Annotated in this window: 24 protein-coding genes; 14 read left to right on the forward strand and 10 right to left on the reverse strand. The window is 58.4% G+C overall.

The annotated features are described in order from the left end of the window. Positions 1-10 precede the first annotated feature (10 nt). The 5 genes from GTU76_RS19375 to trpE all read left to right on the forward strand — a co-directional run bounded on the left by GTU76_RS19375 (position 11) and on the right by trpE (position 5,426). Positions 11-835, forward strand: coding sequence for an ABC transporter permease (locus GTU76_RS19375; RefSeq protein WP_016985352.1), 825 nt, complete (start codon positions 11-13; stop codon positions 833-835). 288 nt (positions 836-1,123) lie between these two features. Next, on the forward strand, positions 1,124-2,272 hold the full coding sequence (locus tag GTU76_RS19380; RefSeq protein WP_180699358.1) for an iron-containing alcohol dehydrogenase: 1,149 nt from the start codon (positions 1,124-1,126) through the stop codon (positions 2,270-2,272). Positions 2,273-2,386: 114 nt separating this feature from the next. Further along, positions 2,387-3,061, forward strand: a complete 675-nt coding sequence (rpe, locus tag GTU76_RS19385; protein WP_007918813.1) for a ribulose-phosphate 3-epimerase — start codon at positions 2,387-2,389, stop codon at positions 3,059-3,061. Further along, positions 3,058-3,876, forward strand: coding sequence for a phosphoglycolate phosphatase (locus GTU76_RS19390; protein WP_180699359.1), 819 nt, complete (start codon positions 3,058-3,060; stop codon positions 3,874-3,876). Before rpe ends, GTU76_RS19390 begins: the two co-directional genes overlap by 4 nt. Before the next feature lie 71 nt (positions 3,877-3,947). Then, complete coding sequence (gene trpE, locus GTU76_RS19395; protein ID WP_180699360.1) at positions 3,948-5,426, forward strand: anthranilate synthase component I; 1,479 nt, start codon at positions 3,948-3,950, stop codon at positions 5,424-5,426. Between the two features lie 172 nt (positions 5,427-5,598). On the opposite strand, the gene estP is transcribed toward trpE, so the two are convergent. Further along, positions 5,599-7,506 carry an esterase EstP gene (gene estP / locus GTU76_RS19400; RefSeq protein WP_016985238.1) on the reverse strand — a complete coding sequence of 636 codons (1,908 nt, stop codon included), beginning with the start codon at positions 7,504-7,506 and terminating at the stop codon, positions 5,599-5,601. Between the two features lie 408 nt (positions 7,507-7,914). Between estP and GTU76_RS19405 the strand changes: the two genes are divergently transcribed. The 4 genes from GTU76_RS19405 to GTU76_RS19420 all read left to right on the forward strand — a co-directional run bounded on the left by GTU76_RS19405 (position 7,915) and on the right by GTU76_RS19420 (position 11,237). Then, positions 7,915-8,508 carry an aminodeoxychorismate/anthranilate synthase component II gene (locus GTU76_RS19405; RefSeq protein WP_180699361.1) on the forward strand — a complete coding sequence of 198 codons (594 nt, stop codon included), beginning with the start codon at positions 7,915-7,917 and terminating at the stop codon, positions 8,506-8,508. 9 nt (positions 8,509-8,517) lie between these two features. Continuing rightward, the gene (gene trpD / locus GTU76_RS19410) at positions 8,518-9,567 is read left to right on the forward strand and encodes an anthranilate phosphoribosyltransferase (RefSeq protein ID WP_016983474.1); all 1,050 of its coding nucleotides are present in this window, start codon (positions 8,518-8,520) and stop codon (positions 9,565-9,567) included. After that, positions 9,564-10,400 carry an indole-3-glycerol phosphate synthase TrpC gene (trpC, locus tag GTU76_RS19415; RefSeq protein WP_016983473.1) on the forward strand — a complete coding sequence of 279 codons (837 nt, stop codon included), beginning with the start codon at positions 9,564-9,566 and terminating at the stop codon, positions 10,398-10,400. The genes trpD and trpC overlap by 4 nt, the downstream gene beginning before the upstream one ends. Before the next feature lie 135 nt (positions 10,401-10,535). Next, complete coding sequence (locus GTU76_RS19420; protein WP_016983472.1) at positions 10,536-11,237, forward strand: lipoate--protein ligase family protein; 702 nt, start codon at positions 10,536-10,538, stop codon at positions 11,235-11,237. 10 nt (positions 11,238-11,247) lie between these two features. Here the strand turns inward: GTU76_RS19420 and crp are convergent, their stop codons facing one another. Then, entirely contained in the window at positions 11,248-11,892 is a 645-nt protein-coding gene (gene crp, locus GTU76_RS19425) for a cAMP-activated global transcriptional regulator CRP (RefSeq protein WP_008088598.1), read from the reverse strand. Between the two features lie 237 nt (positions 11,893-12,129). Here crp and GTU76_RS19430 point away from each other — a divergent pair, with 237 nt between their 5' ends. Together GTU76_RS19430 and speD are read left to right on the forward strand one after the other, a co-directional pair. Next, on the forward strand, positions 12,130-12,552 hold the full coding sequence (locus GTU76_RS19430) for an OsmC family protein (RefSeq protein WP_003228794.1): 423 nt from the start codon (positions 12,130-12,132) through the stop codon (positions 12,550-12,552). Between the two features lie 237 nt (positions 12,553-12,789). Then, on the forward strand, positions 12,790-13,584 hold the full coding sequence (speD, locus tag GTU76_RS19435) for an adenosylmethionine decarboxylase (RefSeq protein WP_016983471.1): 795 nt from the start codon (positions 12,790-12,792) through the stop codon (positions 13,582-13,584). 110 nt (positions 13,585-13,694) lie between these two features. Here the strand turns inward: speD and coq7 are convergent, their stop codons facing one another. From coq7 to hemJ, 6 genes are all read right to left on the reverse strand, one after another. Next, positions 13,695-14,342, reverse strand: coding sequence for a 2-polyprenyl-3-methyl-6-methoxy-1,4-benzoquinone monooxygenase (coq7, locus tag GTU76_RS19440; protein ID WP_016983470.1), 648 nt, complete (start codon positions 14,340-14,342; stop codon positions 13,695-13,697). A gap of 203 nt (positions 14,343-14,545) precedes the next feature. After that, a complete protein-coding gene (locus tag GTU76_RS19445) occupies positions 14,546-14,884 on the reverse strand; it encodes a histidine triad nucleotide-binding protein (protein ID WP_003228789.1) in 339 nt (112 codons plus the stop codon). Positions 14,885-14,965: 81 nt separating this feature from the next. Continuing rightward, the gene (locus GTU76_RS19450; protein ID WP_016983469.1) at positions 14,966-15,754 is read right to left on the reverse strand and encodes an SDR family NAD(P)-dependent oxidoreductase; all 789 of its coding nucleotides are present in this window, start codon (positions 15,752-15,754) and stop codon (positions 14,966-14,968) included. A gap of 61 nt (positions 15,755-15,815) precedes the next feature. Then, the gene (locus GTU76_RS19455; RefSeq protein WP_016983468.1) at positions 15,816-16,766 is read right to left on the reverse strand and encodes a DUF805 domain-containing protein; all 951 of its coding nucleotides are present in this window, start codon (positions 16,764-16,766) and stop codon (positions 15,816-15,818) included. A gap of 78 nt (positions 16,767-16,844) precedes the next feature. Next, positions 16,845-17,813 carry an NAD(P)H-dependent flavin oxidoreductase gene (locus GTU76_RS19460; protein ID WP_180699362.1) on the reverse strand — a complete coding sequence of 323 codons (969 nt, stop codon included), beginning with the start codon at positions 17,811-17,813 and terminating at the stop codon, positions 16,845-16,847. 32 nt (positions 17,814-17,845) lie between these two features. Further along, positions 17,846-18,274 carry a protoporphyrinogen oxidase HemJ gene (hemJ, locus tag GTU76_RS19465; protein ID WP_180699363.1) on the reverse strand — a complete coding sequence of 143 codons (429 nt, stop codon included), beginning with the start codon at positions 18,272-18,274 and terminating at the stop codon, positions 17,846-17,848. Positions 18,275-18,407: 133 nt separating this feature from the next. Here hemJ and argC point away from each other — a divergent pair, with 133 nt between their 5' ends. Continuing rightward, on the forward strand, positions 18,408-19,442 hold the full coding sequence (gene argC / locus GTU76_RS19470) for an N-acetyl-gamma-glutamyl-phosphate reductase (protein WP_034155112.1): 1,035 nt from the start codon (positions 18,408-18,410) through the stop codon (positions 19,440-19,442). A 168-nt stretch (positions 19,443-19,610) separates the two neighbouring features. After that, the gene (gene erpA / locus GTU76_RS19475) at positions 19,611-19,961 is read left to right on the forward strand and encodes an iron-sulfur cluster insertion protein ErpA (RefSeq protein ID WP_008077999.1); all 351 of its coding nucleotides are present in this window, start codon (positions 19,611-19,613) and stop codon (positions 19,959-19,961) included. A 71-nt stretch (positions 19,962-20,032) separates the two neighbouring features. Here erpA and GTU76_RS19480 read toward each other — a convergent pair whose 3' ends face one another. After that, positions 20,033-21,124, reverse strand: coding sequence for an anhydro-N-acetylmuramic acid kinase (locus GTU76_RS19480; protein ID WP_180699364.1), 1,092 nt, complete (start codon positions 21,122-21,124; stop codon positions 20,033-20,035). A gap of 3 nt (positions 21,125-21,127) precedes the next feature. After that, positions 21,128-22,552 (reverse strand): peptidoglycan DD-metalloendopeptidase family protein, encoded by a 1,425-nt coding sequence (locus GTU76_RS19485; protein ID WP_016983463.1) that lies wholly within the window; start codon positions 22,550-22,552, stop codon positions 21,128-21,130. Between the two features lie 212 nt (positions 22,553-22,764). Between GTU76_RS19485 and tyrS the strand changes: the two genes are divergently transcribed. Next, entirely contained in the window at positions 22,765-23,964 is a 1,200-nt protein-coding gene (gene tyrS, locus GTU76_RS19490) for a tyrosine--tRNA ligase (protein WP_016983462.1), read from the forward strand. Positions 23,965-24,202 lie beyond the last annotated feature (238 nt).

Genomic DNA, 24,202 nt, shown 5'->3' on the forward strand with positions numbered 1-24,202 from the left:
GGAATTCGAGATGCTGAGTCCTTACATGTCGCCCATCGAACGGGTGTGGTTCTACAGCCTGCGGATCCTCTGCGGCCTGATTCTGTTGTTCCTGATTCTGCCGGTGCTGGTGATCATTCCGCTGTCGTTCAACTCGGGGAGTTTTCTGGTGTATCCGCTGCAGGGCTTTTCGCTGCAGTGGTACCACGACTTCTTCGCTTCGGCGGAATGGATGCGTGCGTTGAAGAACAGCATCATTGTTGCCCCGGCGGCGACGGTGTTGGCAATGGTCTTCGGTACGCTGGCGGCGATTGGCCTGACTCGCGGTGACTTCCCCGGGAAATCGCTGGTTATGGCGCTGGTGATTTCGCCGATGGTGGTGCCGGTGGTGATCATTGGTGTGGCGAGTTATCTGTTCTTCGCGCCGCTGGGGTTGGGCAACAGTTTCTTCTCGCTGATCGTCGTGCATGCGGTGCTGGGTGTGCCGTTTGTTATCATCACGGTGTCGGCGACGTTGCAGGGCTTTAACCACAATCTGGTGCGTGCAGCGGCGAGTCTGGGTGCATCGCCGTTGACTGCGTTTCGTCGGGTGACCTTGCCGCTGATTGCGCCGGGAGTGATTTCGGGTGCGCTGTTTGCCTTTGCGACTTCGTTTGATGAGGTGGTGGTGACGTTGTTTCTCGCCGGGCCTGAGCAGGCGACGTTGCCTCGGCAAATGTTTAGCGGGATTCGTGAGAACCTGAGCCCGACGATTGCGGCTGCCGCGACCTTGCTGATCGCCTTCTCCGTGATCCTGCTGCTGACGCTGGAATGGTTACGTGGCCGCAGCGAAAAACTGCGTACTGCTCAAGTCTAGCGGCGAACTGAAGATCCTTTCCCCCTCACCCCAACCCTCTCCCCCATGGGGGCGAGGGGAAAGGGAGCAGATCGTTGTGCTTTTCAAAACCTGAGTTCGACTCGGTATTTCAGGTCGGTGTACTTCGAAAGTACAGCGCGGTCAGTCCCCTCTCCCTCCGGGAGAGGGCTAGGGTGAGGGGCTCTGGATCTTCTGGCCGATCAACCATTCACCACCTGAATAGCAGACAACCCCAAATCCCCAGCTAATCTTGTGCCCAGCTCCCACATCTATAAGAGGCTGCGCACGATGAGTCTGTCCCAGTTCAAAATCGCTCACAAACTGATCACCGGCGCCGGAGCCATCGAGCAACTGGCCGCCGAACTCACGCGCCTGGATATCGACAACCCCCTGATCGTTACCGACGCCGCGCTGGTCAAATCCGGCACGGTGGAGCTGGCGCTGGTACAACTCGGCGGGCGTGACTACGAGATTTTCGACCGCGTGCTGCCCGACCCGGAAATCGCCATCGTCGAAGACTGCATGCGTGTTTACCGCGAAGGCGGGCATGACGGTTTGATCGGCCTCGGTGGCGGCAGCGCCATCGACATCGCCAAGAGTGTCGCTGCATACGCCGGTTACCACGGCGCACTGGAGGATCTGTTCGGTGTCGAGCAGGTGCCACGCAAAGGCCCGCCACTGATCGCCATCCCGACCACCGCTGGCACCGGTTCAGAAGTCACTAACGTCGCAATCCTTTCGGACAAAGTCGCGCAACTGAAGAAAGGCATCGTCAGCGACTTTCTATTACCGGACGTGGCGCTAGTCAGCCCGCAAATGACCTTGACCTGTCCACGCAGCGTCACCGCCGCCAGTGGTGTCGACGCGCTGGTGCACGCCATCGAATCCTACCTGTCGGTCAACGCCTCGCCGATCACCGACTCGCTGGCCATCGGTGCCATCAAATTGATCGCCAAAGCCCTGCCAAAGGCCTACGCCAACGGCGCCAACCTGCAAGCGCGCGAAGACATGGCCACCGCGAGCCTGATGGCCGGTATGGCGTTCGGTAATGCCGGGGTCGGCGCGGTGCATGCGCTGGCGTATCCGCTGGGCGGGCGCTTCAACATCGCTCATGGCGTGAGCAATGCGTTGCTGCTGCCGTATGTCATGACCTGGAACAAGATGGCTTGCGTTGAACGCATGCAGGATATTGCCGAAGCCATGGGGGTGAAGACCGCTCATCTGAGTGCCGCCGAGGCCGCAGACAAAGCCGTGCAGGCCATGACCGATCTGTGCGCAGCGGTGGAAATTCCTACCGGCCTGCGCAGTTTCGGTGTCCCGGAAGAGGCGATCCCGGCGATGGCTGTGGAAGCGGCGGGCATCGAGCGCCTGATGCGCAACAACCCGCGCAAACTCAGCGCTGTCGACATCGAGAAGATCTACCGCGCGGCGTATTGAGTCAGCGCCAGTCATCCGTCATGGCACAACCCAATCATCGCGGTCACGGTGCGCGCTTGGAAACTTGAGGTATACAATGCGCGCCATCGTGATTTAGCTCAGAAAAGGTGCGTCATGCAGCCCTTCGTAATTGCTCCGTCGATTCTCTCCGCCGACTTCGCCCGCCTCGGCGAGGAAGTCGACAACGTTCTGGCCGCTGGCGCCGACTTCGTCCACTTCGACGTCATGGACAACCACTATGTGCCGAACCTGACCATCGGCCCGATGGTTTGCGCGGCATTGCGCAAGTACGGCGTTACCGCGCCGATCGACGCGCACTTGATGGTCAGTCCGGTGGACCGCATCGTTGGCGACTTCATCGAGGCCGGCGCCACCTACATCACCTTCCACCCGGAAGCCACGCTGCACGTTGATCGCTCGCTGCAGCTGATCCGTGAAGGCGGCTGCAAATCCGGTCTGGTGTTCAACCCGGCAACTCCGCTGGACGTACTCAAGTACGTGATCGACAAGGTCGATATGGTCTTGCTGATGAGCGTCAACCCGGGCTTCGGCGGGCAGAAGTTCATCCCTGGCACCCTCGACAAACTGCGCGAAGCGCGGGCGATCATCGATGCTTCGGGCCGTGACATCCGTCTGGAAATCGATGGCGGCGTCAACGTCAACAATATCCGCGAAATCGCCGCCGCTGGCGCTGATACCTTTGTCGCCGGCTCGGCAATCTTCAACGCGCCGAACTATCAGGAAGTCATCGACAAGATGCGTTCCGAACTGGCACTGGCGCGCCCATGAGCGGATTTGAGCAGCTGTTCCCGGGAAAACTGCCTCGGCTGGTGATGTTCGATCTGGATGGCACGCTGATCGACTCGGTTCCAGACTTGGCAGCGGCGGTGGACACCATGCTGCTCTCCCTCGGCCGCCGACCTGCCGGCATCGAATCGGTACGCGAGTGGGTTGGCAACGGCGCGCTAGTGCTGGTGCGCCGCGCTTTGGCCGCTGGCATCGATCATTCGGCGGTGGATGACGTCGAGGCCGAGCATGCGCTGGAAGTGTTCATGGAGGCTTACGGCGCCAGCCATGAGCTGACCGTGGTCTACCCTGGCGTGCGCGACACCCTCAAGTGGCTGCACAAGCAAGGCGTGGCCATGGCGCTGATCACCAACAAGCCGGAGCGTTTCGTCGCGCCGTTGCTGGATCAGATGAAGATCGGCCGCTACTTCAAGTGGATCATCGGCGGCGATACCTTGCCGCAGAAGAAGCCTGACCCGGCCGCGCTGTTCTTCGTGATGAAAATGGCCAACATCCCGGCCTCGCAATCGCTGTTCGTCGGCGACTCGCGCAGCGACGTACTGGCGGCGAAAGCGGCGGGGGTCAAATGCGTGGCACTGAGTTACGGCTACAACCATGGCCGACCGATTGCCGAAGAATCGCCGGCCTTGGTGATCGACGATCTGCGCAAGCTAATTCCCGGTTGCCTCGGTACGGCCGCTGAGATAACGTTGCCCGACGCTTCTCACTCCCATTCTGGAAACGCCATCGTGGTGGTCACTCGCAAACTCTGGATGAAAGTCATCAAGGCCCTGGCCCGCTGGCGTTGGCGCGCCTGACTTGTTCCTGGCCGGCCTGCCGGCGCGTTTGCATACCTGACTGATTTGCCCCTCACACCACGAGGCACCTTATGATCCGCGAAGAATTCCTGCGCTTGGCCGCTGACGGCTACAACCGCATTCCGTTGGCCTGCGAAACCCTGGCCGACTTCGACACGCCGCTGTCGATCTACCTGAAACTGGCCGACCAGCCCAACTCCTACCTGCTCGAATCGGTGCAGGGCGGTGAGAAGTGGGGCCGTTATTCGATTATCGGCCTGCCGTGCCGTACCGTGCTGCGGGTTCACGACCATCACGTCAGCATCACCGTTGATGGCGTCGAGACCGAAAGCCACGACGTTGAAGATCCGCTGGCCTTCGTCGAAACCTTCAAGGCGCGTTACAACGTGCCGACCATCGCCGGTCTGCCGCGTTTCAACGGCGGCCTGGTCGGATACTTCGGTTACGACTGCGTGCGTTATGTCGAGAAGCGTTTGGGCAAGTGCCCGAACCCGGATCCGCTGGGCGTGCCGGATATTCTGCTGATGGTCTCCGACGCTGTTGTGGTGTTCGATAACCTGGCCGGCAAGATGCACGCGATCGTATTGGCCGACCCAGCGCAGGCGGATGCCTTCGAACAAGGTCAGGCGCAACTGCAGGCATTGCTGGAAAAGCTCCGTCAGCCGATCACCCCGCGCCGTGGCCTGGATTTCAGCAAGCAGCAATCGGCTGATCCGGTGTTCCGTTCCAGTTTCACCCAGAACGATTACGAAAAAGCCGTCGACACCATCAAGGAATACATCCTGGCCGGTGACTGCATGCAGGTCGTGCCTTCGCAGCGCATGTCGATCGATTTCAAGGCTGCACCGATCGATCTGTATCGCGCGCTGCGTTGCTTCAACCCGACGCCGTACATGTACTTCTTCAACTTCGGCGACTTCCATGTTGTTGGCAGTTCGCCGGAAGTGCTGGTGCGTGTTGAAGACAACCTGATCACCGTGCGTCCGATTGCCGGGACTCGCCCTCGTGGCGCGACCGAAGAAGCGGACGTGGCGCTGGAAGAAGATCTGCTGTCGGACGACAAGGAGATCGCCGAGCACTTGATGTTGATCGATCTCGGACGTAACGATACCGGTCGCGTCTCGGAGATTGGTTCGGTGAAACTCACCGAGAAGATGGTCATCGAGCGTTATTCCAACGTGATGCACATCGTCTCCAACGTCACCGGCCAGTTGAAACAAGGGCTGACGGCGATGGATGCGCTGCGGGCGATTCTGCCGGCGGGCACCTTGTCCGGCGCACCGAAGATTCGTGCGATGGAAATCATCGACGAACTGGAGCCGGTCAAGCGTGGTGTGTATGGCGGTGCGGTCGGTTACTTCGCCTGGAACGGCAACATGGACACCGCGATTGCCATCCGCACCGCGGTGATCAAGAACGGCGAACTGCACGTGCAGGCCGGTGGCGGCATCGTTGCTGACTCGGTGCCGGCACTGGAATGGGAAGAAACCCTGAACAAACGCCGCGCGATGTTCCGCGCCGTGGCCCTGGCCGAGCAAACCCCGGACTGATCACTGATCTTCCCTGTGGGAGCGAGCTTGCTCGCGAAGAGGCCCCGTCAGTCAATATTTATGCTGGCTGACCCACCGCTTTCGCGAGCAAGCTCGCTCCCACATTCGATTTGTGTGTAGCCATTAAAAAAGCGGCGCCTGTGAGGGCGCCGCTTTTTTTGTGCCTGCGGTTTTAGAAATCCAGCACAACCCCGACATTCACACCCTGCTGGGTAAAGTCATCATCCTTGCGCAATGAGTAACCGCCACGCAGCGCCAGATCCGCCGTGAGCTTGTGGCTGACGCCCAGGCTCAAGCGGTTCAGGTGACTCTGCGGCGTATAGCCCTCAAGTTTGAAGTCATTCGCCGGCAAGGTATTGAGCGCGATGTTGACCTTTTGCACGTCGTCTTCGTACTCACGCTCATGAGCGTACTCGCCGAACACCTGAGTTTGCGGCGTGATGTTGTATTTGCCCTGCAAGCCCAGTCCCAGGCGTTTCGAGTCGCGGGTCTGATCATCGAAGGTCAGCGCAGTAGCGCGGTTGCTCTTCTCTGAGTAGCCATCGACATCGACGCTGGCGTAATCGGCGCTGACGAACGGCGACAGGTGCCACTCGCTGCCCGGCTGGGCAATGTCATAACCGACACGAGCGCTGAACGCCCAGAGGCTGCCGTCGGTGTCGCCTTTTTCAGCACCTTCGCTGGCGCCCAGATCAAATTTGCGCTTGAGGTTGTCGTAGTCGAGTTTGCCGCCGGTCAACGCGGCGTCAGCCCACCAGCGGTTTTGCTGGTACTGGGCAAATGCCGTGGCCATATAGCTGTTGAGTTTGTAGTCCGAATCGTTGTGACCGGCCTCCAGATTCTGCCGATAGAAACCGCCCGCCACACCGACGCGCCATGCTTCATTCAAGCGATAGCTGCCACCGACGTTGAGGTTGTAACCACTGCCATCGGCACTGGCGCCGCTGCTTTGGCTGTCGACATCCAGATGCTGGCCACCTGCGGAAACAATCGCGCGCCATTGGCCCACCGCTTGCCAGTTCTCCCAATCCGCCTGCCATTGGTTGCGCAGTTCATCCTGATGCGCGCGTACGGTGGCGTGAGCCATTTCCGGCAACAGCGTCAGTTCCCACGGCGCGGCGAGCAGGGAATAGGCGTAGTCGGAGATCAGTTTTTGCCCGGCTTCGGTCGGGTGCACGCCGTCGTTGTAGATCAGCTTGGTCGGATCCGGCGTGGCACTGTTGATGCCATAACGGGCGTTTTCCGGGCAGCCACTGCCACTGAAGCACGTCGCGGTCAGGTTCTGATCGGTGGCCAGACCGAAACGCCCCGGATCGGCAAATACTTCCGAAAGCAGCACCGGAATGTTCAACGGAATGATCTCGGCGTTGATGCCTTGCAGGCGTGTGACCAACTGATTGTTGAACTGGCCCGCGAGCTGACTGCTGAACGCTTGCAGCGGCGTACCGTTGATGGCCGGAGTCAGGCCGACGTCAGGCAATAGCCAGACCATCACATATTTGGCGCCGGCGGTTTGCAGGGTTTGCACGCTGTCGGCCAGTCGATCCGCAGCAGCGCTGGCTTGGGGCAGGCTGAGAATGCGCCCCTGGAGGAAATCGTTGCCGCCGCCAGAGATGTAATACAGCGCCCTCGGGTCGGCGCGGAAGCCGTTCGATGGCAGGTAACCGGCGCGGGTGCGTTCACCGGTAGCGGATTGCGTGGTGATCGAATCGAGGATCTGGTCGGTGCGATAACCGCCAACTGCCCAGTTGTTGCCGTCGGGCTGGCCGTTGTCGGCGCGTACTGCCGAGCTGGAGGACGCTGTCTGATCCGGGGTGAATCCGAGGCGACCACCAAGCAGTTGTGTAGAGTTGAGGGAGCGCACTTCGCCGCTGCCATCCTGATAAATCGGGCCGGTGCGGTTTGTATAGCGCTGAGTGGCGCCAGCAGGGCCGCCGGTATCGGCAAACGTGCCGGCATCATTGAGGCTATCGCCAAACACCACGAAATTCGAATAAGGATTGGGTGCAGCATTGGCCTGAGCACAAGCCAGTGCGAGCAGGCATCCGGCCAGCGGTACAAACAACGTCTGTTTGATCATGAGCAAGTCCGTTTATTTATTGTTGTAGGTGAACGAAACGACAGTACCAAAAACTCCCGGCGTTTTGCCATCGGTCGTGAATCCTCCCCCGGTTTTATCTCCCGCGGCCCCGGCCATATTGCACGCTCCGCCCAGCTAAGTTACTGTGCCGGAACGTATGAACGAGACCTTCCCCGTGTTGATCACCAGCAAACTTCTGGATCAAGTCATCAAGGCACACGCCCGCTGGCGTTGGCGCGCCTGAATCTTTTCTGCCGGCCCCGCCGGATCTGTATCGCTTTGCCTTCCTTGCCTGTTTGAAATGCCGCTGTGCCGACGCGTCTTCCTGCGTCCGACATCGTGCAGCGCCCTGCGGGCAAGTGATCTGAAGGCTGTTTTCAAATCAGAATTCAAGAGGTTCGACACGCCATGTTGCTGATGATCGACAACTACGACTCCTTTACTTACAACGTTGTGCAATACCTTGGCGAGCTGGGTGCCGAGGTCAAGGTTGTGCGCAACGACGAACTGACCATCGCTGAAATCGAAGCGCTCAAGCCTGAGCGCATCGTGGTTTCCCCCGGTCCGTGCACGCCGACCGAAGCCGGCATTTCCATCGAAGCCATCAAACACTTTGCCGGCAAACTGCCGATCCTCGGCGTCTGCCTCGGCCACCAGTCCATCGGTCAGGCCTTTGGCGGTGACGTAGTGCGTGCGCGTCAAGTAATGCACGGTAAGACTAGTCCGGTATTCCACGAGGACAAGGGCGTTTTCGCCGGCCTCAATCATCCGTTGACCGTCACTCGTTACCACTCGCTGATCGTCAAGCACGACACTTTGCCCGATTGTCTGGAACTGACCGCGTGGACCCAGCACGATGACAGCTCGGTCGATGAAATCATGGGCCTGCGTCACAAGACCCTGAACATTGAGGGCGTACAGTTCCACCCCGAGTCGATTCTGACCGAGCAGGGCCATGAACTGTTTGCCAACTTCCTCAAACAAACCGGCGGCACGCGCTAAGGACTTCCCATGAATATCAAGACAGCCCTGAGCCGTATCGTCGAACACCTCGACCTCAGCACCGATGAAATGCGCGACGTGATGCGCGAAATCATGACCGGCCAATGCAGCGACGCGCAGATCGGCGCGTTCATGATGGCCATGCGCATGAAGAGCGAGAGCATCGACGAGATCGTTGGCGCCGTTTCGGTGATGCGTGAACTGGCCGATCAGGTCGAACTGAAGACTCTCGACGGCGTGGTCGATGTGGTTGGCACCGGCGGTGACGGCGCGAATATCTTCAACGTATCGACTGCCTCATCGTTTGTTGTCGCGGCTGCTGGTTGCACCGTCGCCAAGCACGGCAACCGTGCGGTCTCGGGCAAGAGCGGTAGCGCCGACTTGCTGGAAGCTGCCGGTATTTATCTGAACCTGACGCCGGTTCAGGTTGCGCGTTGCATCGACAACGTTGGCATCGGTTTCATGTTCGCCCAGACCCACCACAAAGCCATGAAGTACGCCGCCGGCCCGCGCCGCGATCTCGGCCTGCGTACGCTGTTCAATATGCTCGGCCCGCTTACGAATCCGGCCGGTGTGAAGCATCAGGTTGTGGGCGTCTTCAACAAGGCGCTGTGCCGGCCATTGGCCGAAGTCTTGCAGCGTCTGGGCAGCAAGCACGTGCTGGTGGTGCATTCGAAGGACGGTCTGGACGAGTTCAGTCTCGCTGCGCCGACTTTTGTCGCCGAGCTGAAGAACAACGAAATCACTGAATATTGGGTCGAGCCGGAAGACCTCGGCATGAAAAGCCAGAGCCTGCACGGCTTGTCGGTCGACGGCCCGGAAGCCTCGCTGGCGCTGATCCGCGATGCATTGGGCAAGCGCAAAACCGAAAACGGCCAGAAAGCCGCCGAAATGATTGTCCTCAATGCCGGTGCAGCGCTGTATGCCGCTGACCTGGCCAGCAGTTTGAAACAGGGCGTCGAGCTTGCGCACGACGCCCTGCACACCGGTCTCGCTCGGGAAAAACTCGAGGAGCTGGGTGCCTTTACCGCGGTATTCAGAGTGGAGAATGAAGGATGAGTGTACCGACGGTTCTGGAAAACATTCTGGCGCGCAAAGTTCAGGAAGTCGCCGAGCGTAGTGCCCGCGTCAGCCTGAGCGAGCTGGAAAGTCTGGCCAAGGCGGCCGATGCACCCCGTGGTTTTGCCCAGGCATTACTGGTGCAGGCAAAGAAGAAGCAGCCAGCGGTGATTGCCGAAATCAAAAAGGCTTCGCCGAGCAAAGGCGTGATCCGCGAGAACTTCGTTCCGGCCGAGATCGCCAAAAGTTACGAGAAGGGCGGGGCGACCTGTCTGTCCGTGCTGACCGATATCGATTACTTCCAGGGCGCCGACGCCTATCTGCAACAGGCCCGCGCCGCGTGCAGCCTGCCGGTGATCCGCAAGGACTTCATGATCGATCCTTACCAGATCGTTGAAGCCCGTGCGCTGGGCGCCGACTGCGTGCTGCTGATCGTCTCCGCACTGGATGACGTAAAAATGGCCGAGCTGGCCGCCGTCGCCAAAGGCGTCGGTCTCGATGTGCTGGTCGAGGTACACGATGGCGATGAGCTGGAGCGCGCATTGAAAACCCTCGACACGCCGTTGGTCGGGGTCAACAACCGTAACCTGCACACGTTCGAAGTCAGCCTGGAAACCACCCTCGACCTGCTGCCGCGCATTCCGCGCGATCGCTTGGTAATTACCGAGAGCGGCATCCTCAACCGTGCCGATGTCGAGTTGATGGAAATCAGTGACGTGTACTCGTTCCTGGTCGGTGAAGCGTTCATGCGCGCGGAAAATCCGGGCACTGAACTGCAGCGCCTGTTCTTCCCGGAGCGTGGCACTTCCATCAGCGGTTCGACCCTCGACTGATTCGCTCCAGACCGAGTCGACGCCATCGCGAGCAGGCTCACTCCTACAGGGGAACGCGTTCCAATTGTAGGAGTGAGCCTGCTCGCGATGAGGTACTAGAAATCCCCAAAGATTCCAGATCTGCCGGAGCCTTCCATGTCGCTGCCAACCCCCATGACCATCGAAGCCGGTCTGCAAGCCGAACAGGATTTGCTGGCCTCGGTCTGCGCCGGCGACTCGGAGTTCGGCCTGCTGTTCTGGCAACCCAGTGACCGTGCGCTGGTCATGCCACGCCGCCTCAATCGCCTCCCCGGATTCGACCACGCCTGCGAAGTCTCAGCCGCCGCTGGCTGGCCCGTCCTGCTACGTGAAACCGGCGGCGAACCTGTCCCGCAATCTGCCGCGACAATCAATATCGCCCTGGTCTACGCACCACCACGCAGCGAAGGCGATCTGAACCGCATCGAAACCGGCTACCGTCGCCTGTGCGATCCGATCTGTCAGTTGCTCGACGAGTTGGGTGGCACAGCATCGTTGGGTGAAATCGACGGCGCCTTCTGCGACGGTCGCTTCAACGTCAACCTCGATGGCCGCAAAATGGTCGGCACCGCCCAGCGCTGGCGCCAGAGTCAGGGCGGACAGCGTCCGGTCGGTTTGGTGCACGGTGCAATGCTGATGGATAACGAGCGCGAATCGATGGTTGCGGCGGTCAATCGCTTCAACGAAGCGTGTGGCCTGGAACAGCGGGTGCGGGCGCAAAGCCACATTGCCCTGCATGAAAAATTCAACGCGCCACAGGCCTTGGCGCGTCTCGATGAGTTGTTTCGTCTAATGCTGGCGCAGATGTACCGCGCCTGACGTCACCGGTTTACCGAGTGCCGAAGACCACCATGGTCTTGCCTTTCACATCGACCAGGTTGCGTTCTTCAAGGTCCTTGAGCACGCGACCGACCATCTCCCGCGAACAACCAACAATCCGCCCGATCTCCTGACGCGTCACCTTGATCTGCATGCCGTCCGGGTGGGTCATCGCATCTGGCTGCTTGCACAGTTCCAGCAGACAACGTGCTACCCGGCCAGTGACGTCGAAGAACGCCAGATCGCCAACCTTGCGCGTGGTGTTGCGCAGGCGTTGTGCGATTTGTCCACTGAGCACGTAAAGAATGTCCGGGTCCTGCTGCGACAATTCGCGGAACTTGGCGTAACTGATTTCCGCTGTTTCGCATTCGACCTTGGCCCGCACCCAGGCGCTGCGTTCCTGTTCCTGGCCCGCTTGTTCGAACAGACCCAGCTCACCGAAGAAATCCCCGGCGTTGAGGTAAGCGATGATCATCTCGCGGCCGTCGTCATCCTCGATCAGGATCGTTACCGAACCCTTGATGATGAAGTACAGCGTGTCCGAGCGATCGCCCGCACAGATGATGTTGCTCTTGGCCGCATGGCGACGGCGCTGGCAATGCATCAACAGCTTGTCGAGATTCTTGATTTTGGGTGTGGGGGTAATAGCAACCATGGTTGTATCCCGAAAAGACTGCACGGTGATGTTTGATTTTTTTATGAGGCGCTGAAGGCGGTCGCTACACAGCTGGCATGGGCGCCAGCGAATTGGCGCCAGCTTAACAGACACTTCGTCGAAAATTCGAGAAATTACCTACGTCGCAGAGGCATCCGTCCTAGGATCGGCACTCGCTGTCAGGCCGGGACGCTGTGCTAAGCTGGCGACCCTTTTTTATACAGTGGAGTCTTGGCGATGAAGGCACGCATCCAATGGGCTGGCGAAGCCATGTTCCTCGGCGAATCCGGCAGCGGTCATGTCGTGGTGATGGACGGTCCGCCGGACGCCGGTGGTCGTAATCTGGGTGTTCGCCCGATGGAAATGCTCCTGCTCGGTGTCGGCGGTTGCAGCAATTTCGACGTGGTCAGCATTCTGAAGAAGTCCCGTCAGGCCGTTGAAAGCTGTGAAGCCTTCCTCGAAGCCGAGCGCGCGACCGAAGATCCGAAGGTATTCACCAAGATTCACATGCATTTCGTGGTCAAGGGCCGTGGCTTGAAAGAAGCCCAGGTCAAGCGCGCCATCGAGTTGTCTGCCGAGAAGTATTGCTCGGCCTCGATCATGCTCGGCGCGGCCGGCGTGGCAATCACCCACGACTACGAAATCGTCGAACTCGGTTGAACCGACATTCAACTATCATAAAAGCAGTGCAGACTCTGGCGATCCCCCGCTGACGTCTGCATAATGCGCCACTTTTTTCAGGGCAGTGATCAGTCAGCCGACAGACCAGCCGCCTGAACAGATAACCAAAATCGCCATCGCGAAGAGGTGTTAACCGTCCTACGCAGGTGCGTTGTTCGCACTTGACGGGCATGCTTGATCACGCGGCCGGGCCGCATACATAGAGAGTTTTTAACGGTGAAAAGCAAACTCAAGCTCCACGGGTTCAATAACCTGACAAAGACCTTGAGCTTCAACATCTATGACATCTGCTACGCGGAAACCCCGCAAGACCAGCAGGCTTACGTCGAGTACATCAATCAAGAGTACAACGCGAAACGCCTGACGCAGATTCTCACCGAAGTTGTTGAGATCATTGGTGCCAACATCCTGAACATTGCCAGTCAGGACTACGAACCTCAGGGCGCCAGCGTCACGATTCTGATTTCTGAAGAGCCGGTAACCCCGACTGAAAGCCAGATTGAAGAGTCGCCGGGCCCGTTGCCCGAAATTATCCTGGCCCACCTCGACAAGAGCCACATCACGGTGCATACCTACCCGGAAATCCATCCGGACGACGGTATTGCAACCTTCCGTGTGGACATCGACGTGTCGACCTGTGGTGTCATCTCACCGCTGAAAGCGCTCAATTTCCTCATTCACCAGTTCGATTCGGACATCGTGACTGTGGATTATCGTGTGCGCGGCTTCACCCGTGACGTTGAAGGCAACAAGCACTTCATCGACCACGAGATCAACTCGATCCAGAACTACCTCTCCGAAGACACCCGCGACGCGTACCAGATGACCGACGTGAACGTGTACCAGGAAAACCTGTTCCACACCAAAATGCTGCTGAAGAACTTCGAACTGGATAACTACCTGTTCGGCGACGCGACCAGCAACCTGTCCCCCGAGCAACGTGCTCAGGTGACCGACCGGGTGAAACACGAAATGCTCGAAATCTTCTACGCGCGCAACATGCCGACCTAAGATTCCCGGCTACAAAAAAGGCGACCTTTCGGTCGCCTTTTTCATTTCTGCCACAACCCCCTGTGGGAGCGAGCCTGCTCGCGAAGGAGCCCTTTGCAGCAATACCGTTCTCAGATCCGATAAGTACTCTTGGTCATCACCTTGGCCAAAATACTCATTCCGAACTTCACCGGCGCCGGAAAACGGAAACCGCCAGCCTCCAGGGCACTTTCCGCATGATGTTCTTCATCAATGCGCATCTGTTCCAGAATCGCCCGGGACTTTTCGTCCTCGGCCGGCAATTGCTCCAGGTGTTCATTCAAGTGTTTGCACACCTGATGTTCGGTCGCCGCAACAAAACCGAGGCTGACTTTGTCGCTGATCAACCCGGCCACCGCGCCAATCCCGAAAGACATGCCGTAAAACAGCGGATTGAGCACACTGGTATGGCTGCCCAACTGATGAATGCGTTGTTCGCACCACACCAGATGATCAATCTCTTCTTCGGCGGCGTGCTCCATGGCCTCGCGCACCTGAGGTAGCTTGGCGGTCAGCGCCTGCCCCTGATACAGCGCCTGCGCGCAGACTTCACCGGTATGGTTGATGCGCATCAGGCCGGCGACGTGGCGGGTGTCTTCGTCGCTCATTGGTGTTTCCGGTTGCAAAATCGCTGGCGATGGACGGTACGGCTGGCCGCTGAAAGGCAACAGGGTACGCATCGCGGCATCGGCTTGCAGCAGAAGACGGTCAATCGGCGAGTAGTGACGTTGGGTAGTCATGCTGACCTCCGGGAAGAATCTCGACGGCCAGTTTAACCGAATCGGCCGGGGGAAGGTTTGCGCTGGGTCATCAGTAACACTGGATGTGCTCTTTGCTTTATGTAGGAGCTGTCGAAGGCTGCGATCTTTTGATCTTGTTTTTGGTACTCGAAGATCAAAAGATCGTAGCCTTCGGCAGCTCCTACACACAGGTTTGCTGGGTATCAGCCCGGTGGCCAGTTCATCTGACGCTGACCGAGTACGTGCATATGAATGTGATAGACGGTCTGCCCACCCTTCTCATTGCAGTTCATTACGACACGGAAACCTTCTTCGCAACCCAGCTCCAGCGCCAGGCGCTGTGCAGTGAAGAGGATATGCCCGGCCAGTGCCTTGTCGTCTTCGGTCAGGTCATTGAGGGTGCGCACCGGTTTTTTCGGGATCACCAGAAAATGCACCGGTGCCTGAGGGGCGATGTCGTGGAACGCCAGAACCTGGTCGTCCTCGTAAATGATCTTGGCCGGAATTTCCCGGTTGATGATCTTGGTGAACAGAGTATCCACTGCTGTTTTCTCCGTTGTTTGGGCTGGTCTGAGTGTACGCAGGGCGGCTTATCCCGCCCAGTGTTTTACCTGTAGGGCATTTCAGCGCGGGCAGTAAGCCTTGTTGACCATGCCGACAATGGTACGGTTGAGCCAGCGCGAACCCAGTCTCGGTAGGAAAGCGAACCATCGATTGCGTCGTCCCGGAATGATGATCGCGCGGTTCTTGTCGAGGGCGCGCACGGTGTACAGCGCAACCTCCTCGGGGCTCATCAGCAATTTGCTGTCTTTGAGTTTGTCGCTATTGAGCTGTGCCGTGCGGAAAAATGCCGTACGGGTCGGGCCGGGGCAGAGCACCGAAACCTTCACCGCACTTTGTTTGAGTTCAACCCGCAAGGCTTCGGAGAAGTGCAGCACATACGCCTTGCTGGCGTAGTAGGTGCTCATCCATGGGCCGGGATTGAATGCGGCCACCGAGGCGACATTGAGAATCTGCCCACCACCCTGCAGTGCCATGCTGTTACCGATGGCGTGGCAGAGGCGGGTGAGGGCGAGGATGTTTACCTCGATCAGATCCTGCTCGGTCATCCAGTCCTGCGCGAGAAACGGGCCGCAGGTACCGATACCGGCGCAATTGACCAGCAAGTCGATCTGCCGGTCACCTTCTTCGAGTTCCAGCAGGAAGCCGGACAGACGCAATGGCTCGCCCAGATCGCAGGCGCGGAACAGTACCTCGACGCCAAAGCGCTGGGTCAATTCGATCGCAATACTTTCCAGCTGATCACGCTGTCGTGCCACCAGAATCAGGCTGCGGCCGCGCCGGGCCAGCGCTTCGGCCAGTGCTAGGCCGATGCCGCTGGAGGCGCCAGTGATCAGAGCGTAACGGGTCATGCAATTCTCCATCGCAACAGCTCCGCGCCAGCGACGCGGTTGTCACGGCGGGGAGCGCTGTTCATTCTTTCGCAGAGTCTACAGGGGCCTGCGCCGCTTCGGCGGCTTCGTCGGCGGAATCCACGGGTGATTCGACTTCTACTTCGACTTCATCGGTGGTCACCGAGCCACTTTCGTAGCTGCTTTCCAGGTTGCTTTCGTATTCCTGCTGGATCGCCGAGATCCCGCCAAGCATGCCGCCGGCGAACACCAGGGCGAAAAACACGATCCATAGTGAACACAGCACTTTCACTGCGGTGCTGTTGGGCGGTGGGGGAGGGCCATAGCGATTGGCGCCGGTGTTGCCCGGTACGACCATGATCACCAGCGGAAAGAAACTGCCCACGAAAGGCACCAGGTTTAGCAGCCAGAGCCAACCCGACCAACCTATGTCGTGCAGGCGTTGAACGCTGAACAGAATGCTGACAATCAGGAAAGCGATAAACAGGAAGAAGGCGAAGATCCCGCCGATGATCAGGCCGGTAGTGGAATCACCGCTGACCAGCCCCAGAGCCAGGAGGGCGAATACGCCGACAATGGGCAAGGTCACCAGGCTCAGCACCATCGTCCACGCCAGAAAACGCAAGCGTCCGATTCGACCTTCAACGCTGAACGGCTTGAGCGTGGCGAACGCCGGCAGACTCTCGCCGACACTGGCACGAGGGGGCGCGTATGGAGAGTCAGGTTCCGCGACAACCGGCGCATGCTCATGAACATCGGCCAGATTCAGCTCGATGGCTGTTTCCGTTTCGATTCGCGCTGCGATCCCGGTTTTGTTCAGTGCCTGCAGGTACGTTTGAGCATCACTGTGGGAGAGCTCGCGCTTGAGTGCGACGACATTGCCGTTAAAAAGACGCTCAATGGCGGTCACATCGCTTTTGAACAGATCCGCCAGATTGAGTTTGGCCGTGGTGATATCGACACCGGGCTGTAGAGCACCGTCGAACACGATCTTGTAACGGGTTTCGCTCATGGCCGAGGCATCCTTGTCGCGAATGGATTGAAAGGTCAGCAGTGTAAGGCCAGTCCTTTGGGGCTCGCCCGCTATTTCTTAACGTGGCCAGCGTTTCGGCAGTTGTGCCGCGCGTTCGTGAGCCTGGCGATACTCGGCGTCCAGTCGGGCGATCAATTGATCAACGCTCGGCAGGTCGTCGATCTGCCCTACGCCTTGACCGGCCGACCACACGGTTTTCCAGGCTTTGGCTTCATCGCTGATCGGCTTGAGCTTGTCACCGAAATTGACCTCGCCCTTGCCTTGCAGAGCAGCCATATCGAAACCGGCCGCCTCCAGGCTCTGACGCATAAAACTCGCCGGCACTCCCGACACCGCTGGAGTATGGATGATGTCCGCAGCCTTGGCTGTCAGCAGCATCTCCTTATAGGCGTCAGGCGCATGACTTTCTGTGGTGCCGATAAATCGCGTACCGAAGTAGGCCAGATCCGCACCGAGCAGCTGTGCGGCAAGAATCTCATGGCCGTGGTTAAGACATCCTGCAAGCAGCAGGGTTTTATCGAAAAACTCTCGGATCTCGGCGATCAGCGCAAACGGACTCCAGGTTCCGGCATGCCCGCCGGCGCCGGCCGCGACGGCAATCAATCCGTCGACACCGGCCTCGGCCGCTTTTTCGGCATGTCTGCGAGTGGTGACGTCGTGGAAGACCAGGCCGCCATAGCTGTGTACTGCGTCGACCAGTTCCTTCACCGCGCCGAGGCTGGTGATGACGATGGGCACTTTATGTTCGACGCAGATATTCAGATCCGCCTGCAAGCGCGGGTTGCTGTTGTGCACGATCAGGTTCACCGCGTACGGCGCCGGGTTGTCGAGTGTCGCCAGTCCCGCTTCGATTTGCTCGAGCCATGCTTTGAAACCGCTGCTTTCGCGTTGGTTCAATGCCGGAAAACTACCGACCACTCCGTTACGGCAGCAGGCGAGTACCAACTCGGGGTTGGAAATCAGGAACATCGGCGCTGCCACCACCGGCAGACGCAGACATTGTTCGAGCAAAGCGGGCAGCGACATTATGAACACCCCAAGATCTGTACTTGTTGAAGTTAGAACGGCTTGACCACGACCAGAATTACGATAGCCAGCAATATCAGAACCGGCACTTCATTGAACCAGCGATAAAAGACATGGCTGCGGGTATTTTCGCCACGGGCAAAACGTTTTACCTGCGCGCCGCACATGTGGTGGTAGCCGATCAGCAAGACGACCAGTGTCAACTTGGCGTGAATCCAGCCATCCATGCTGAAGATGCTCGGGTTGAGATAGATCAGCCAGCCGCCGAAGATCAGCGTCGCAATCATCGCCGGGCCCATGATGCCGCGATACAGCTTGCGCTCCATGATGCTGAAGCGTTCTTTGCTGAGCGTGTCTTCGCTTTGCGCGTGATACACGAACAGGCGCGGCAAGTAGAACAGCCCGGCAAACCAGCAAACGACGCTGACAATGTGAAAAGCTTTGATCCATAGATAGAGCATTTTTAGTTATTCCAGGTTCACGGTAAGCCGGATAGTAGAGGCTTGAGCGTCCGCACGTCACCTTGACGGTTGTCGCAGGCGCGCGCGGCCCCTATTATCGACGGCTTTCCAGTGGGTTCTTTGAGGGCAGGTTATGGTCAAGGTCGGTATCGTCGGCGGCACGGGTTACACCGGTGTCGAACTGCTGCGTCTGTTGGCGCAGCATCCGCAGGCAGAAGTGGTTGTCATCACTTCCCGATCCGAGGCCGGTCTGGCCGTGGCTGACATGTACCCGAACCTGCGCGGTCACTACGATGGCTTGGCCTTCAGCGTGCCGGACATCAAGACCCTCGGCGCTTGTGACGTAGTGTTCTTCGCCACACCGCACGGTGTTGCGCACGCACTGGCGGGCGAATTGCTGGCAGCGGGTACCAAGGTCATCGACCTGTCGGCCGATTTCCGTCTGCAAGACGCTGAAGAGTGGGCCAAGTGGTACGGTCAGCCGCACGGCGCACCGGAGTTGCTGGACGAAGCGGTTTACGGTCTGCCGGAAGTCAATCGCGAGCAGATCAAGAAGGCCCGCCTGATCGCGGTGCCGGGTTGCTACCCAACCGCTACGCAGCTGGGCTTCCTGCCGTTACTCGAGGCTGGTCTGGCGGATACTTCGCGTTTGATCGCCGACTGCAAATCCGGTGTTAGCGGTGCCGGTCGTGGTGCGGCTGTAGGCTCTTTGTACTCCGAGACGTCGGAAAGCATGAAGGCTTACGCGGTGAAAGGTCACCGTCACCTGCCGGAAATTCGCCAGGGTCTGCGTCGCGCAGCGGGCAAGGATGTCGGTCTGACCTTTGTTCCGCATCTGACCCCGATGATCCGTGGCATTCACTCCACGCTCTACGCCACTGTGGTCGATCGCTCGGTAGATCTGCAGGCGCTGTTTGAAAAGCGTTATGCCAACGAACCGTTCGTCGACGTGATGCCGGCCGGTAGCCATCCGGAAACCCGTAGCGTGCGCGGTGCCAACGTTTGCCGTATCGCTGTTCACCGTCCGCAGGATGGCGATCTGGTGGTGGTGTTGTCGGTGATCGACAATCTGGTCAAAGGCGCGTCGGGCCAAGCGGTGCAGAACATGAACATCCTGTTCGGTCTGGACGAGCGCTTCGGCCTGTCCCATGCCGGTATGCTGCCGTAACACTTTAAGCCGCACAGCAAAAAGGCCCGTTAATCGGGCCTTTTTGCACTCTGAACAGCTCGTCGACTTTATTGATATACCGTAACAATAGTTGACCGATTTTCTCGGACAAGCGGATAATGCGCGTCATCACGCATTATGGCGGCGTAACGCCGGGAGATAGTCAGCATGAGCGTCGAATCCTTCACCCCCACGGCTTTGCAATTCACCCACGGTGCCGCGCACAAGGTGAAGAGCCTGGTCGATGAAGAGGGGAATGATCGCTTGAAGCTGCGCGTATTCGTTACGGGCGGCGGTTGTTCAGGGTTTCAGTACGGTTTCACCTTCGATGAAGATGTGGCCGAGGACGACACTATCGTCGAGCGCGAAGGCGTGAGTCTGGTGGTGGATCCGATGAGCTTCCAGTACCTGGCCGGTGCTGAAGTGGACTACCAGGAAGGTCTGGAAGGTTCGCGTTTCGTGATCAAGAACCCGAACGCCACCACGACCTGTGGTTGCGGATCTTCGTTCTCGATCTGATCGCACTGCGCTTCAGATAACAAAACGCCGCAGAGCCTTACGGTTCTGCGGCGTTTTGCTGTGCGTGATGTTTAAGCGGGGTAGATGGCGCCGAGCACTCGAAGTCCGCGGGCGCCGGTGACGCTTGGGCGGTTGGCGGCAATGCCTTCGAGGCAGCAATGGGCCAGCCAGGCGAACGCCATCGCTTCGACCCAGTCCGGGTCAACGCCGTGGGTCGCGGTGCTGGCTACCGTTGTCTCGGGAAGCAGGTCGGCCAGCCGTTTCATCAGTGCGCTGTTGTGCGCGCCACCACCGCAGACCAACAGTTCTTGGGTATCGGATTGAGCGCTTTGCAACGACTCGACGATGGTCAGTGCAGTCAGCTCAAGCAGTGTGGCCTGCACGTTTTCCGCCGCGAAGGCTGGTAGTCGTGACAGGTGTTGTTCCAGCCACGGCAGGTTGAACACTTCGCGTCCGGTACTCTTCGGGCCTTTGGTAATGAAAAACGGATCGCTGAGCAGTGCTTCCAGCAATGTCGGCTCAACAGTGCCTGATCTCGCCCAGTCGCCATTGCGATCGTAGTTTTCACCCCGTTGCTGCTGAATCCAGGCGTCCATCAGAACATTCCCAGGGCCGCAGTCGAAACCGGCTACAGGCTTGGTCGGCTCAATCAGACTCAGATTGCTGAAACCGCCGACATTCAAGACTGCCTGGTTACCGGTACGCTCTTCGAACAAAGCTTCATGGAAGGCTGGAACCAGCGGCGCACCTTGGCCGCCGGCAGCGACATCACGGCTGCGGAAGTCGCTGACTACAGTAATGCCGGTCACCTCAGTCAGCAGAGCAGGATTGCCAATCTGCACGGTAAAACCACGTGCCGGCTCATGGCGGATGGTCTGGCCGTGGCTTCCGATCGCCCGAATGTCTTTCGGCTTGAGTCGCTGCTGATCGAGGAGGGTATGAATGCCCTGCGCCGCGAGCGTCACCCAGTTCTGCTGGGCAATTGCCGAGCGGGCGATTTCGTCAGGGCCGCTGGCGCACAAGCCAAGCAGCTCGGCGCGCAGGGATTCAGGCATGGGAATGTAGTGGGTGGCGATCAGCTTGATCGCCGAGGTCTGTTCGATCAGGGCAATGTCCAGACCGTCGAGGCTGGTTCCGGACATCACACCGATATACAGGGCCATGACTTAACGCTTGCTCGAAGCCAGCATGGTGGCCTTCTCTTGATCCATACGCGCCATCAGCGGTTGGCTTTGTGCAAGGAAGCGAGCACGTTCGGCTTTGGCAATCGGATCAGCCATTGGCAGCTTCTGGCCAAGCGGATCGACGTGAACGCCGTTTACCTGGAACTCATAGTGCAGGTGCGGGCCAGTGGACAGGCCGGTGGTACCGATGTAACCGATGACTTGGCCTTGTTTCACCGTGCCGCCAGTCTTCACGCCTTTGGCGAACCCTTGCATGTGGCCGTACAGCGTGCGGTAGGTATTGCCGTGCTGGATGATCACGGTGTTGCCGTAGCCGCCACGACGTCCGGCGAGCAGCACTTTACCGTCACCGGCAGCCTTGATCGGCGTACCGCGCGGCGCAGCGTAATCAACGCCTTTGTGGGCGCGGATCTTGTTGAGGATCGGGTGCTTGCGGCCCATGGAGAACTTCGAGCTGATGCGGGCGAAGTCTACCGGAGTACGGATGAACGCCTTGCGCATGCTGTTGCCGTCAGCGGTGTAATAGCTGCTGTTGCCTTGTTTATTGGTGTAACGCACGGCGGTGTATGTTTTGCCGCGGTTGGTGAAGCGTGCTGACAGGATCGGACCATTGCCGACTGACTTGCCGTTGACCACTTTCTGCTCATAGATCACATCGAATTCGTCGCCCTGGCGGATGTCCTGCGCAAAATCGACGTCGTAGCCAAAGACGCTGGCCATATCCATGGTCAGGCTGTGGGAAAGGCCGGCACGGGCCGCGGATTGTGAAAGCGAGCTGTTGATCACGCCGTGTACGTAAGCGGTGCGAACGGTGGGTTTTGCGGTAACCCGGTTGAAGGCATAACCCTTTTCATTCTTGGTCAGGGTAATGGTTTCGACGTCGCTGACCTTGCTGTGCAAACTGGTCAGTTGACCTTCAGGGTTCAATTCGAACTCGAGTTTCTGGCCGTGCTTAAGCTGGCTGAACTGCTTGGCCTGTTTGTCGCTGGCCAGGACCTCATGAACGGAGGCGGCAGGCAGGCCGACCTTTTCGAACAAGGTCGATAGTGTATCGCCCTTGGCAACGATGACTTCACGATGACCAGGCGCTTTTGGCTTTTCAGCGGCTGGTGCCGATGCCGGTGCTGCTTCTGCGGTTTGCGGGGCGTTTTCGTCGCTGTTTTCGATTTGAGCAAATGGCGAAGCTACTGGCTCATTTGTGGCTTGAGCCGCGTCAGCAGCGTCTTGATCTTGTGTCAGTTGTTCAGCAGGACTTTCCAGTTCGAGACTCAGGGTCGTCTTTTTGGCTTCAACATCACTGGAAGGGAATACCAGGAGAGCCAGGCTAAGAAGGGCGGCGATTCCACTTGCGGCGAGCAGGTGGGTCTTCGGGTAAAGCGGCGGCGCTTTAGACGGTTCTGTGGTCATAGGTAATTTTGACTTTGAAAAATGATGAATTGGAAAAGATGAATGACATGATGAAGATGAAATAACTGTATAAAATATAACCAAATCATCTCTGAAGCAAGTCTACAGACAGCACGTCTGTGGATTGGTGTCCGTGCGCCGGGCAAAACTTGTAATTGGTGCGCGATCTTGTATGGTTGGTTCCCTTTGAATCTGAGCCTTGCGGGTCTGTTATGAAGTCGGTTGAAGAGCAGCTAGCGCTGATTAAACGTGGTGCGGAAGAACTATTGGTCGAGTCCGAGCTGATCGAGAAGCTCAAGCGCGGCCAGCCGCTGCGTATCAAGGCTGGTTTTGATCCAACCGCTCCGGATCTGCACTTGGGTCATACCGTGCTTATTAATAAGCTGCGCCAGTTCCAGGAGCTGGGGCATCAGGTGATCTTTCTTATAGGTGACTTCACCGGGATGATCGGTGATCCGAGTGGCAAGAGTGCAACGCGTCCTCCGCTGACTCGCGAGCAGGTTTTGGAAAACGCTGAGACCTACAAGACTCAGGTGTTCAAGATTCTCGATCCGGCGAAAACCGAAGTCGCATTCAACTCCACCTGGATGGATCAGATGGGACCTGCGGACTTCATTCGCCTGACTTCGCAATACACCGTCGCGCGCATGCTTGAGCGTGATGACTTCGACAAGCGTTACACCACCAATCAGCCAATCGCTATTCACGAGTTCCTCTATCCGCTGGTTCAGGGTTACGACTCGGTGGCTTTGCGTGCGGACGTTGAGTTGGGCGGCACTGATCAGAAGTTCAACTTGCTGATGGGGCGTGAGTTGCAGCGTGGTTACGGCCAGGAAGCGCAGTGCATTCTGACAATGCCGCTGCTTGAAGGTCTGGATGGCGTGAAGAAGATGTCCAAGTCTTTGGGCAACTACGTCGGTATTCAGGAAGCGCCGGGCGTCATGTACAGCAAGCTGGTTTCGATTCCGGATGCATTGATGTGGCGTTACTTCGAGCTGCTCAGCTTCCGTTCGATGGATGAGATCAATGCGTTGCGTGCAGAGGTAGAGGCGGGTGCCAATCCGCGTGACGTTAAAATCAAGCTGGCCGAAGAGATCGTCGCACGTTTCCATGGTGAGGAGGCTGCGGCCAATGCTCATCGTGCAGCGGGCAACCGCATGAAGGATGGCGAGCTGCCGGATGATCTGCCGGAGATCGAACTGGCCTCTGCTGAAGATATGCCGATCGCGGCTGTCCTTAATAAGGCAGGTCTGGTGAAGAACTCGGCAGCGGCACGCGACCTGTTGGCGTCCGGCGGTGTGCGCGTTGATGGTGAGGTGGTTGATCGCTCCTTTATATATGTACTGGGCGCAACCCACGTTTGCCAGGCAGGCAAGAAGGCGTTTGCACGTATCACGCTGAAATCTGAGTAAATTTGAAAATAGGTCTTGACGGCGAATTTCAGATGTCTATAATTCGCCCCACTTCCGGCGCAGTCGAAACGGAAAACTCCTTGAGATTCAATGAGTTATGTAGGTTTCGGCGGCAGGTAGCTTCAGTTCATCGAAGCCGAAAGGAAGTTGAAAAAGAGGTGTTGACAGCAGCGTGTAACGCTGTAGAATTCGCCTCCCGCTGACGAGAGATCGGAAGCGCAAGTGGTTGAAGTTGTTG

The sequence above is a fragment of the Pseudomonas crudilactis genome (assembly GCF_013433315.1).
GTDB lineage: Bacteria > Pseudomonadota > Gammaproteobacteria > Pseudomonadales > Pseudomonadaceae > Aquipseudomonas > Aquipseudomonas crudilactis.